Origin of the sequence: Rhodopseudomonas palustris (assembly GCF_003226555.1) — a bacterium.
GTDB lineage: Bacteria > Pseudomonadota > Alphaproteobacteria > Rhizobiales > Xanthobacteraceae > Rhodopseudomonas > Rhodopseudomonas palustris_I.
In genome coordinates, this window is sequence record NZ_QKQS01000013.1 from 494,432 (window position 1) to 506,433 (window position 12,002).

The window sequence follows — 12,002 nt, forward strand, 5'->3', positions numbered from 1 at the left end:
CGCGTCCTCCCGTTTGTCTGTTGTCACCTCTCCCCGCGCGCGGGGAGAGGGAGTGCGCAGGACGTTATTATCAGCCCAGCACCGTCCGGCCGCTCTTGATCACCGTCACGTTGCGCGACTTCACCCGCGCTTCGAACGAGATCACATCGCCGTCCTTCCACATGTCCATGGTGACGGTCTCGCCCGGATAGACCGGCGAGGAGAACCGCACCGCGTGCTGCTTGAACGCCGCGGCGTCGTAGTCGGCATAGGTCTGCAGCACGCCGCGGCAGGTCAGGCCGTAGGTGCACATGCCGTGCAGGATCGGGCGCGGGAAGCCGGCCTTCTTGGCGAATTCCGGATCGGAATGCAGCGGATTGCGGTCGCCGCACAGCCGATAGATCAGCGCCTGATCCGGACGGGTCGAAATATCGACGCTGCGGTCGGGCGCGCGGTCGGGCATCTTGTGCGGCTCGGGCTGTTCCAGCGCCGGACCGTCGAAGCCGCCGTCGCCGCGCGCGAAGCGCGACGCCAGCAGAGTCGCCAAGGCCTCTCCCTTGTCGTCGCGCAGGATGGTCTGGTGACGGATCACCACGCCCTTGTCCTTGCCCTTGTCGTAGACCTGCACCACGCTGGAATCCGCGTTGATGTTCGCCGCCACCGGCATCGGGCGGTGAAAGGTGATGTCGCGCTCGCCGTCGACCACCAGCAGACGGTTGAGGTTCATCTCGCCCGGGCCAGCGCCCCACGCCGCGACCGACGCGAAGGTCGGCACAACCTTCAAGGGGCGGTCGGTGTAGGTCGCCTCGTTGACGAAGGCGAGTTCCTTCTCGTCCATCGGATCGGCGCCCATGCCGATGCCGTAGGCGTAGAGCATCACATCGCGATCGGTGTAGGCGTATTTCTGCCCCGTCGTCTTCAGGGCCATCAGTTCGTCGTAGCGGGCCGACATCGGCTTCTCCCCTTGTTCTTATCGTTCTTATCGTGATCCTCATGGTGAGGAGCGCGCCTTGCGCGCGTCTCGAACCATGAGGATGGAAGCAACTCTCCTGTCACATCCTTCGAGACGCGCGCTTGCGCGCGCTCCTCAGCATGAGGCTCAGGCAACCGTAAAGAACGGCAGCGGCGCGCCGCCGTCGCTGGGCTTGAACACCACTTTGACCTTCTGGCCGATCTTCAGCGCGTGCAGATCGCAGTCGACGAAATTCGTCAGCAGCGACGGGCCTTCCTTGAGCGTGACATAGCCGACCGCATAGGGCCCGGTGGCGGATTTGCGCATCAGGCTGAATGTGTAGATCTCACCCTCGCCCGAGCTTTGCTCCCACACCGTCTGATCGGAAAAGCAGAACGGGCAGATGCTGCGCGGAAAATAATGTCGCTCGCCGCAGGCGGTGCAGCGCTTGATCAGGAGTTTGCCCTCGGCGGCCGCGTCCCAGAACTGCTTGGTTTCGGGATTGCCCTGCGGCATCGGGTACTTCACGGTGGTGTCCATTACACGCGCTCCAGAATGGCGGTCGAGGCGGCATGGCGAACACCGAGCAGCCCGCCGGTGCCATGCGCGATGGCGAGATCGCAGTTCGGCACCTGCACCTTGGGATGTGCTTCGCCGCGCAGCTGGCGCACGGCTTCCAGAATCTTGGTCATGCCGCCGCGGTTGACCGGGTGATTGCTGCACAGGCCGCCGCCGTCGGTGTTGAACGGAAGCTTGCCGACGCCCGAGATCAAATTGCCGTCGGCGACGAACTTGCCGCCCTGGCCCTTTTCACAGAAGCCGAGATCTTCGAGCTGCATCAGCACCGTGATGGTGAAGCTGTCGTAGATCGAGGCGTATTTGATGTCCTTCGGCGTGATGCCGGCTTCCGCGAAGGCGCGCGGCCCCGACCACACGCCGGCCGAATAAGTGAGGTCGAGATCCTTGCCGCCGCGCGGCCCCTTCATCGCCTCGCCATGGCCGATCAGCCGAACCAGCGGCTTCTTCAGGCTGCGCGCGATCTCCTCGGAGGTCACAATCATCGCCCCGCCGCCGTCGCTGACCACGCAGCAATCCATCCGGTGAAGCGGGTCGGAGATCATCGGCGAGTTGATGACGTCCTCCACCGTGACGACGTCCTTCAGCATGGCGTGCGGGTTGTACTGAGCGTGATGCGACGCCGCGACCTTGATCCAGGCGAGCTGTTCGCTGGTGGTGCCGTAATCGTGCATGTGGCGCATCGCGCACATGCCATAGGCATTGTGGGTGGTCGCCCCATAGGCGGTCTCGAAATCGGCCTCGGCGCCCTGCGCGCGCGGCGGCATTACGCCGGTGCGCGGCTTGCCGGCCAGCGTGATCAGCGCGATCGAACATTTGCCGGCGGCGATCGCCTGCGCGGCATGGCCGAGATGGATGATGTAGGAGCAGCCGCCGGTTTCGGTGGAATCCACATGGCGGGGCTTGATGCCAAGATAGTCGACCATCGGCCACAACCCGCCGGGCGCGTCGCCGGCGCAGAAATAGCCGTCGACGTCCTTATGCGTCAGCCCGGCATCTTCCAGCGCGCCCTTGGCGACTTCGGCGTGCAGTTGAGCGATGGATTTGTCGGGCGCGTGGCGCGTGGGGTGTTCGTAGATGCCGGCAACGTAAGCCTTGCCTCTTATTGTCAACGCAGTTCTCCGCTGGCGTTTGGTCGGACGGATTTTGTGACCGCTCCAAGCGACCTTGGCAAGCGTGTTCGCGCGCGGTCGCAATTACCACGACACGGAATGTCTTGAGGTTGCTCGGCGGTCTCCTCCGTCATTGCGAGGAGCGCAGCGACGAAGCAATCCAGAAGCGCCATGCACTAGGCTTCTGGATTGCTTCGCCTTCGGCTCGCAATGACAGGAAGAGGATGTTGGTAGACCTACTCCGCCGCCATCTGCCGCGGCGGAGCGGGCTGCGGATCGCGCAGGCCCGCGCGCAGTTCGGCAAACCGCGGCGCGGTGTCGTCGACCGATTTCTGCTTGATCGGGCCGTAGCCGCGGATCCGATCCGGCATCGACAGCAGTTCGACCGCGGTGTCGATCGTCGCCGGCGACAGATGCTGCAGCACGCTGGCGACATCCGCCTCGTAGTCGGCGATCAACTTCCGCTCCAGCTGCCGCTCGGGGTGATAGCCGAACGGATCGAACGGCGTGCCGCGCAGGAAGCTGAGCTTCGCCATCACCCGGAACACCGGGCGCATCCCCTCCCCGAACTGACGCTTTTTCGGCCGGCCGGTGAGGTCGATGCCGGGCAGGATCGGAGGCGCGAGATTGAAGCTGATCTTGTAGTCGCCGTCGAACTGATCGCGGATCTGCTGTTCGAAGCCGGGTTCGGTGAGCAGCCGCGCGACCTCGTACTCGTCCTTGTAGGCGAGCAGCTTGGCGTAGTTCAGCGCCACCGCACGCGGCAGCGCCTCGCCGTAGCCGCCGGCATCGGCGGCGCTGCGGACCTTGGCGACGAGATCGGCGTAGCGCTTGGCCAGCCGCTTGCTCTGATACGCCGTGAGCAGCGCGCTGCGATGCGAGATGATGTCGTCGAGCGACATCTCGCCCTGGGTCTTGCCAGCCGTTGTATGGTCCGCGCCCTGCAGCAGCGAGGCCAGACGCGCCGGATCGGCGGCGGCGAGCCGGCCGAGCCGGAACGCCTGGGTGTTCATCTTGATCGACACGCCGTTGAGTTCGATCGCCTGCTCGATCGCGGTCGCTGACAGCGGCAGCAACCCCTGCTGATAGGCGAAGCCCATCATCATCATGTTGGTGGCGATCGAGTCGCCGAGCAGCGTTTCGGCGGCCTTGGTGAAGTCCAGAAACGCCGAGTCCTTGCGCAGCGCGGCTTCGAGCACGTTGTTGACCTTGCGGGTCTGGAAATCGAAGTCGCGGTTGCGGATGAAATCGGCGATCGGGATCAGGTGGGTGTTGACGACGCCGTGGGTGCGGCCGGCTTCGCACAGCGACAGCGTCTCCTTGGAGATCGCCATCACCTCGTCGGCGACGATCAGCACATCCGCGGTGCCGGTGACGATCCGCGAACAAGTGACGTCCTCCGGCTTGTCGGACAGCCGGACGTGGCTGAGCACCGCGCCGCCCTTCTGCGCCAAGCCGGACATGTCGAGGATCATCGAGGCCTTGCCTTCGATATGCGCCGCCATGCCGAGCAGCGCGCCGATCGTCAGCACGCCGGTGCCGCCGACGCCGCCGACCGCGACGTTGTAGGGCTTATCCAGCCCCGGCCGTGCCGCCGGCTCCGGCAACGAACCGAGATCGCCGAGATCGACCGCCGCGCGTTTACGCAGCTTGCCGCCGTCGATGGTGACGAACGACGGGCAGAAGCCCTTGAGGCAGGAATAGTCCTTGTTGCAGGTCGACTGGTTGATGGCGCGCTTGCGGCCCAGCTCGGTCTCCAGCGGCTCGACCGAGATGCAGTTCGACTGCACCGAGCAATCGCCGCAGCCTTCGCACACCGCGGCGTTGATCATCACCCGGCGCGCCGGATCTTCCATCAAGCCGCGCTTACGGCGCCGGCGCTTTTCGGCCGCGCAGGTCTGCACGAACACGATCGCGGACGCGCCCTTGATCTCACGGCATTCCTTCATCACCGCGTCGAGCTCGTCGCGGTGGCGCAGATGCACGCCCGGCGCGATGGTGTCGGCCGGATAGGCACCGGGAGTCTCCGACACCAGATAGATCTCGCGGATGCCTTCGGAGTGGAGCTGATAGGTGATCTGCTGCGGCGACAGATCGCCGTCGTGACGCTGACCACCGGTCATCGCCACCGCGTCGTTGTAGAGGATCTTGTAGGTGATGTTGGCCTTCGAGGCGATCGACTGCCGGATCGCCAGGCTGCCTGAATGGAAATACGTGCCGTCGCCGATATTGGCGAAGATGTGCTTCTCGTCGGTGAACGGCGCGATGCCGACCCACGGCACGCCCTCACCGCCCATGTGGGTGAAGGTCTCGGTCGAGCGATCCATCCACAGCGACATGAAGTGACAGCCGATGCCGGCGAGCGCGCGGCTGCCTTCCGGCACCTTGGTCGAGGTGTTGTGCGGGCAGCCGGAGCAGAAATACGGCGTGCGGGCGATCGGCACCACGTTCTGAACCTGCGAGGCGTCGCGGCCATGGAACCAATCGGCCTTGGCGCGCAGCATCTCGGCGATGGTCGGATCAATTTCCATCGCCAGCAGCCGGTCGACCATCGAGGTCGCGACCTTGGCGACGCTCAATTCCTCGGCGAAAGGAAGAAAACGATGGTTGTGATCGTCCATTTTGCCGATCACGCGCGGCCGGTCGCGCATCCCGAACAGGAGCTGCTTGACCTGGTTCTCGACGATCTCGCGGCGCTCTTCGACGACGAAGATCTCCTCCAGCCCGCGCGCGAACTGCTGCACGCCCTCGGGCTCGAGCGGCCACGGCATCCCGATCTTGTACAGCCGCAGGCCGATCTTGGCGGCAACCTCTTGGTCGATGCCGAGTTCGCGCAGCGCCTGACGCACGTCCTCATAGCTCTTGCCCGAGGCCATGATGCCGAACCGCGCGTTCGGCGAATCCATGGTGATGCGGTTGACCTTGTTGGCACGAGCGAAGGCGATCGCCGCGAAGCCCTTGTAGTCCTGCAACCGGCGATCCTGGTCGTAGCGGTCGTCGGGCCAGCGCAGATTGAGTCCGCCCGGCGGCATTTCGAAGTCGGTCGGGATCACGAACGGCTTCATCTCGTCGGCGAGATTGATCTCCGCGGTGGTCTCCACCGTTTCGGTGATCACCTTCATGCCGACCCAGCAGCCGGAATAGCGCGACATCGCGATCCCGAGCAGACCCATCTCGATCATCTCGTGGATCGACGACGGATACAGATACGGCATCAAAGCGGCGATGAAGGCGTGGTCGGACTGATGCGGCACGGTCGAGGATTTGGCGCCGTGATCGTCGCCGGCGAGGCACAGCACGCCGCCGTGTTTGGCGGAACCCGCCGCATTGGCATGGCGGAACACGTCGCCGCAGCGATCGACGCCCGGGCCCTTGCCATACCAGATGCCGGTGATCCCGTCGTATTGCGCGCCCGGCGACAGATTGAGCTGCTGCGTGCCCCAGATCGCGGTGGCGGCGAGATCTTCGTTCACGCCGGGCTGGAATTTGACGTTGTACTGCTCGAGATGATGGCGCGCGGCGACGAGCTGCTGATCATAACCGCCGAGCGGCGAGCCCCGATAGCCGGTGACGAAGCCAGCGGTGTTTAGCCCGGCCGCGCGGTCGCGCCGAACCTGCGCCATCGGCAACCGCACCAGCGCCTGAATGCCGGTGAGGAAAACGTGGCCCGAGTGCTGCGTGTATTTCTGATCGAGACTGATCGGTCCCTGGTCGATTCCCATCCGGCCCTCGCATAAGGCATTGGACCGCGAGGCCATTCGGCCGCTGAAGCGGTCTATTTCGAACCAGTCTAAGCTGGTTTTTCCGCCCCGCGCATCACAAAATGCAGCTCTGCGAACGCTGCACGCCTATTCGAATTTTGATGTCTCGGAACCTGCGCGCGGATTCAAGAAAGTGCCGCCGGACAGGCCGCGGACGAACGATCATATCCGCCGCAGCGCAACACGCATCGCGTGAGCCAAATCAGATCCAGCTTGCGGAACCGGGCACGCCGGGAACGTAAGGATGGACGATGGATTGGTTGAGGAGCCGACAAGGAGGACTCCATGGCACGCAATCCAGAAGATCCGTACCGGCCCGATGCTCCGACCGATGATCCTCGCTCGCCGTCCCAGCTCGATGCACATTTGCAGGCCGACCCGGAGATGCGCGAAGGCCCGGTGACTTCCGGGCGGCTGATCCTGGTCGCATTGGCGATCGTCCTGGCGTTCGCAGCAGTATTCTACGGGATGAACAGCACCGCGACTGGCCCGAACAATCCGTCGGTCGCGACCCAGACTGCGCCGCCACCCAATCAAACCGACGCGAACAACAATGCACCGCCGGTGCCGCCCGGGGTTCGCGATGTCACGCCGCACAACACCGATTCGAATCGGAATGGTGTGACCACCGGCGCAGCACCTGCGCCCCGCGCCGCGCCGAGCAGTGGCTCACAGAACTAACTGCCTCCTGCGACGACTCGATGATGCGGCGGATGGCACGGGCCGTCCGCCGCATCATCGTATCTGCCTGCCTGCGACTGCATCTCGCCGCATTCATGCCGTGTTCAGACCGAATCGGGTACACGCATCCTGGGGACGAATAGAACGCACGCCGACTTCGATCGAACGAGGCGCGCGATGGTCGCAGAGCCGTCTATCTGGCAGTGAAGGGAAGAACCAACATATGAAGAAGATCTTTGCCGCAGCATTGTTTGCAGCCACGCTGGTCGGAGCCGGTGCCGCCAATGCGATGCCGTTGGCTCCTCTCGGTGCCGCCACTTCGGGCGACGTGATCCAGGTCGCGCAGGGTTGCGGTCCGGGTTGGGCGCGCGGCCCGATGGGCCGTTGCCGTCCGATGGCTCGCCGCCCCGTCTACGGCCGCCCGGTCGTGGTGCCGCCGCGCGTAGTCGCGCCGCGCGTCTGCCCGCCCGGCTACGCCTGGCGTCACGGCCGCTGCTTCCGCCGGTTCTGATCGGTCAGCAACTGGTCTCGAAAAGCCCCGCTTCGCCGGGGCTTTTTTTGCGTCGGGCAGCTTCAACGGAAGCGCACGAGCAGCTTGCGCAAGCTGTAGAGCGGCACCCACGGGAACAGGATCGGCACGCTGCGGACGTAGTCCTGATAGTCGGTGCGATCGCCGTAGCGTTCATCCTGCTTGCGCTCGAGCCCGGCCGCGGCGGCCGTCATCAACGCTTGGATATAGAGCAATCCGAGCAAAGGCAGCGCCCACGCCCAGCCGGAGCCGTAGGCCGACAGGCCCGAGAACCAGACGCCGAACCAGAACAGCATCTCGCCGAAATAGTTCGGGCAGCGCATCGTGCGATACAGCCCGGCGTCACAATAATGCGACGGGTGCTCGGCCTTGTAGCGATACTTCTGCCAATCGGACAGGCTCTCGACCCACAGTCCTGCGACCATGATCATCACCCCGAGCGGGGTCGACGCCGGCCAGACGCCTTCGGCCTGCAGCGACAGCGTCAGCAGCGCCGGCAGGAACAGCAGCGTGAACAGCAGGCTGACGCCGAGCCAGATCGCGATTTTGTGCCACAGCTTCAGTTCGGACGTCCGCCGCTCGGCGCGAGCGAGCTCCGCAGCATAAATCGGATTGCGCTCGCGGATCGCGAGGAACAGCCCGAGGCGAACGCCATAGGCGAGCAGCAGCAGAAGCTGCAGCGTCACCCAGCCCGACATCGTGCCGAAGAACAGCAGCGCGAACACCACGCTCTGCGCCGCGATCGCACCCGCATAGCACAGGCTGACGAAGTAATAGACCCGCCGGAAACCAGGCGCGGCGACCACAAGACAGACGGCGAAAGCCAGCGCAACCAGATGCCACGGTATCGTCATGTCGGCGTACCCGTTCTTGACCCGGTGTCTTGACCTTATAGGCCGCCCAGATTGCCAAGCCATGTCCGGAATCAAAGCCGGCCGCAATTGGCCAGCCGCCTTGCGGTCATTTCGCCGCGCAGCGCTGCCCGGGAACGCGGCTGTCACAGACCCGCGAAACCTCGAAGAACCGGGTCCACAGCTTGCGCTGCTTGGCGTCCGGCTCGGAGTCGGCGGTCAAACGCAGCGCATAGAAGTTTTCGCGGCCCTGCACCGCCTTCCACCAGGTCAGGACCGGCTTGTCCTTGGCCTCGGGGCAGCTCTCGCTCCACATCACCATCGGATACAGGTTTTCATTGCCGTGACGGAGCTGCTCGAAGCGAGCGCCAGGACACGCCGCCTTTGCCGCCTTCTCTTTCGCCGCGCGATACGCCTCGGGCGATTGGTCGGCCTGCTTGAATAGGGTCTGCGCCGTGATCCGGGTGGTGGCGCTGGCGATGCTCTCGCTACCCGGCACCAGCACCGTGGTGCTTTCCTTGTCGTTGCTCGCCTCCGCCACGACCTTGAAGCCCTTGGGCGATTGCAACAGCAGCTTCTCGGTTTCCGCCGCGCGGGATGTCCCCGCCGCGGCAACGGTCGCGATCAGACACAGAACGGCAAGACGGCGCATGACGAGGAGCCCGATTGAATTGAAGGCGCCGGAGCTTGCCCGAGAACCGCAGCCTGTTCAATATCGCTCGGCATCGCGACGACCGTCAGATCCCGCCGTGCAGCCGCGCCAGCAGCGCCACGACGATCACAGCCAGCAACGCCGACAGCAGCTGCCAGAACAATAGCGGATTGCGCGCGGCGAGCGGCTGCGGCCGGATGTCGAGATAGTCGGCCCGCGGATGCCGGAGGTCGTGAATGAACTCCGATAGCGCCGGATAGCGCTTGGCCGGATCGAGGCTGACGGCGCGTTGCAGAGCGCGATCGACCCACACCGGCACCTTGGCATTGTGATCCGCCGCCGGACTGTAGCGCAGCTTGCGGGACTTCAGCGCCTGATTGGCGCGAGCCAGCTCGGCACCGTAAGGCAGCCGGCCGGTCAGCATCTGATAGGCGATCACCCCGAGCGAGAACTGATCCGCCAGCGCCGAACCACCCTGCCCGGCGAAATACTCAGGCGCCATGTATTGCACCGTGCCGAGCAATTCGTCGCCGCCAGCCGGTCCCAGCTCGGCGACGCCAGCGACGCGGGCCGAGCCGAAGTCGATGATCTTCACGGTGCCGCTGCGGTCGATCAGCACATTGGCCGGCCGCAGGTCCTGATGCACCATCTCTTTCCGGTGGAACGCGTACAGCCCCTTGGCGATCTGCTCGGTCAGGCCGCGGACGGTTTCGAGCTCGGCGCGCGGATGGTCGACCATCCACTGCGCCAGGGTCTGGCCTTCGATGTATTCGAAGGCGACGTAGAGAGAACTGCGCGGACGCTGCACCGCGCGCGGCTTCAGCACATGTGGGCTGTCGATCCGCCGCGCGATCCACTCCTCCAGCATGAAGCGTTTGCGCGCCTCCGGATCGTCCCGCAGATCCGTGGACGGACTCTTCAGTGCCACGAGGTGCTCGGTTTCGAGGTCGGCCGCCAGATAGATGTGGCTGCGGCTCGACGCATGCAGCTCGCGGATGATCCGGTAGCCGTCGAACTCGGCGCGCGGCGCGAACTGAGGCGGCAGCGGCAATTCCGCGGCGCGATCGAACAGATCGGCCGCGTCCGCATCCGGCAGCGTGTCGATCCGCACCACCTGGACGGTGAGATTGTCGTCGCTGCCGTTGGCGAAGGCTTCACCGACGATCGCCCGCGCCGCGGCGTCGAGGTCTCGGGCATGCTGGTCCAACGCCTTGACGATGAAGCGATGCGTGACGTGCTCGTAGACGCCGTCGGTCGCCAGCACGAACACCTCGCCAGCTGCGACCGGCACCGACTGGTAATCGATCTCGACCTGCGGATTGACGCCGAGGGCGCGGCCGAGATAGCTCTGCTCGGCGGAGATCCGGACGCGGTGATCCTCGGTGAGCTGCTCCAGCGAGGCGCCGGCCAGCCGATAGATCCGGCTGTCGCCGATATGAAACAGATGCGCCGCCGCGCCTTTGATCACCAGCGCACTCAAGGTGCAGACATAACCCTTGTCGCGATCGTAGCGATAGTCGCTGCGCCGGGTCTCCGCGTGCAGCCATGAATTGGTGGCGGCGATCACCCGCTGCGCCGACGACTTCACCGACCAGGCTTCCGACGTGCAATAGTAATCGGTGAGGAAGCTCTTCACCGCGGATTCGCTGGCGACCTGGCTGACGTCGCTCGACGAAATGCCGTCGGCGAGTGCGATCGCGACGCCCTTGGTGGTGAGCAGCGGCTCGGCCGGGATCAGCGCGCCGTAGAAATCCTGATTGACGGGTTTCCGCCCCGGCGACGACGCCTGCCCGATCGAGACTGTGAGCTGCTGCGCCATGCGCCCTGCTGCGAGGAAAGTCGGGAGCTTCGCCCTCAACGGGCGAAGCTCCCGGACGCGATCGGATTACGCCGCGACCCGCGGCATCGGCGCGGCTTCGATCTGGCGCTTCGCCGCGGTGCGGACGTGGGTGGTGTAGAGCGTCAGCCCGGTGAAGGCGAGCCCGCCGACCAGATTGCCGAGCACGGTCGGGATCTCGTTCCAGATCAGATAGTCGAGGATCGAGAACTTGGCATGCAGCATCAGGCCCGACGGAAACAGGAACATGTTCACCACCGAGTGTTCGAACACCATATAGAAGAACACCAGGATCGGCATCCACATCGCGATCACCTTGCCGGGCACGGTGGTCGAGATCATCGCCATCACGACCCCGGTCGAGACCATCCAGTTGCACAGCATGCCACGGAAGAACAGCGTCGCCATGCCGGCGGCGCCGTGCGCCGCGTAGCCCAAGGTGCGCCCCTCGCCGATATTGCCGATCACTGTGCCGACCTTGTCGGGCCCCTGGCTAAAGCCGAATGTGGTGACGAACGCCATCAGGAACGCCACCGTCAGAGCGCCGGCGAAATTGCCGATGAACACCAGGCCCCAGTTGCGCAGCACGCCGCCGATCGTGCAGCCCGGGCGTTTGTCCAGCCAGGCCAGCGGCGCCAGCACGAACACGCCGGTGAGCAGGTCGAACCCGAGCAGATACAACATGGTGAAGCCGACCGGAAACAGCAACGCGCCGATCAGCGGCTGGCCGGTATTGACGTTGATGGTGACCGCGAACCAGGCGGCGAGCGCCAGGATGGCGCCGGCCATATAGGCGCGGATCACCGTGTCGCGGGTGGACATCAGGATCTTGGACTCGCCAGCGTCGACCATCTTGGTGACGAATTCAGAAGGTGCGAGGTAGGACATGCTGCTCCGTGCTCCGTTGGTGCTGAAAAGACCGCGTCGGAACGCACAAGCGAGGCGAGCAACAAGGGAGCGGAGCCTGGGCGACGCCGCGACTCTCCTTGGCGGGAGAGCTGTCCCATTGCTGTCTGCCTGACACCGGCTTGGGCAATTCTCGGACGGCGGTCGTCGTTGACCGGAACTTACT

10 protein-coding genes are annotated in these 12,002 nt (G+C 64.9%); 2 read left to right on the forward strand and 8 right to left on the reverse strand.

Going from position 1 to position 12,002, the window contains the following annotated elements:
* Nucleotides 1-70: 70 nt before the first annotated feature.
* From DNX69_RS10025 to DNX69_RS10040, 4 genes are all read right to left on the reverse strand, one after another.
* Entirely contained in the window at nucleotides 71-931 is an 861-nt protein-coding gene (locus DNX69_RS10025; protein WP_110785832.1) for a MaoC family dehydratase, read from the reverse strand.
* Between the two features lie 147 nt (nucleotides 932-1,078).
* Nucleotides 1,079-1,471, reverse strand: coding sequence for a Zn-ribbon domain-containing OB-fold protein (locus DNX69_RS10030; protein WP_110785833.1), 393 nt, complete (start codon nucleotides 1,469-1,471; stop codon nucleotides 1,079-1,081).
* Nucleotides 1,471-2,619 (reverse strand): thiolase domain-containing protein, encoded by a 1,149-nt coding sequence (locus DNX69_RS10035; RefSeq protein ID WP_110785834.1) that lies wholly within the window; start codon nucleotides 2,617-2,619, stop codon nucleotides 1,471-1,473. Before DNX69_RS10035 ends, DNX69_RS10030 begins: the two co-directional genes overlap by 1 nt.
* Before the next feature lie 236 nt (nucleotides 2,620-2,855).
* Entirely contained in the window at nucleotides 2,856-6,341 is a 3,486-nt protein-coding gene (locus tag DNX69_RS10040) for an indolepyruvate ferredoxin oxidoreductase family protein (RefSeq protein ID WP_110785835.1), read from the reverse strand.
* A 324-nt stretch (nucleotides 6,342-6,665) separates the two neighbouring features.
* Here DNX69_RS10040 and DNX69_RS10045 point away from each other — a divergent pair, with 324 nt between their 5' ends.
* Together DNX69_RS10045 and DNX69_RS10050 are read left to right on the forward strand one after the other, a co-directional pair.
* Nucleotides 6,666-7,061 carry a hypothetical protein gene (locus tag DNX69_RS10045; RefSeq protein WP_110785836.1) on the forward strand — a complete coding sequence of 132 codons (396 nt, stop codon included), beginning with the start codon at nucleotides 6,666-6,668 and terminating at the stop codon, nucleotides 7,059-7,061.
* Nucleotides 7,062-7,284: 223 nt separating this feature from the next.
* Nucleotides 7,285-7,572: a GCG_CRPN prefix-to-repeats domain-containing protein gene (locus tag DNX69_RS10050; protein WP_110785837.1), complete on the forward strand. Its 288-nt coding sequence runs from the start codon at nucleotides 7,285-7,287 to the stop codon at nucleotides 7,570-7,572.
* Nucleotides 7,573-7,634: 62 nt separating this feature from the next.
* Here DNX69_RS10050 and DNX69_RS10055 read toward each other — a convergent pair whose 3' ends face one another.
* The 4 genes from DNX69_RS10055 to DNX69_RS10070 form a co-directional block, all read right to left on the reverse strand.
* Entirely contained in the window at nucleotides 7,635-8,444 is an 810-nt protein-coding gene (locus tag DNX69_RS10055) for a DUF1295 domain-containing protein (RefSeq protein WP_110785838.1), read from the reverse strand.
* A gap of 106 nt (nucleotides 8,445-8,550) precedes the next feature.
* Nucleotides 8,551-9,093 carry a hypothetical protein gene (locus tag DNX69_RS10060; RefSeq protein WP_110785839.1) on the reverse strand — a complete coding sequence of 181 codons (543 nt, stop codon included), beginning with the start codon at nucleotides 9,091-9,093 and terminating at the stop codon, nucleotides 8,551-8,553.
* A gap of 85 nt (nucleotides 9,094-9,178) precedes the next feature.
* Nucleotides 9,179-10,912 (reverse strand): bifunctional protein-serine/threonine kinase/phosphatase, encoded by a 1,734-nt coding sequence (locus DNX69_RS10065; protein WP_110785840.1) that lies wholly within the window; start codon nucleotides 10,910-10,912, stop codon nucleotides 9,179-9,181.
* A gap of 66 nt (nucleotides 10,913-10,978) precedes the next feature.
* Nucleotides 10,979-11,818: a formate/nitrite transporter family protein gene (locus DNX69_RS10070; RefSeq protein WP_110785841.1), complete on the reverse strand. Its 840-nt coding sequence runs from the start codon at nucleotides 11,816-11,818 to the stop codon at nucleotides 10,979-10,981.
* Nucleotides 11,819-12,002: the final 184 nt, after the last annotated feature.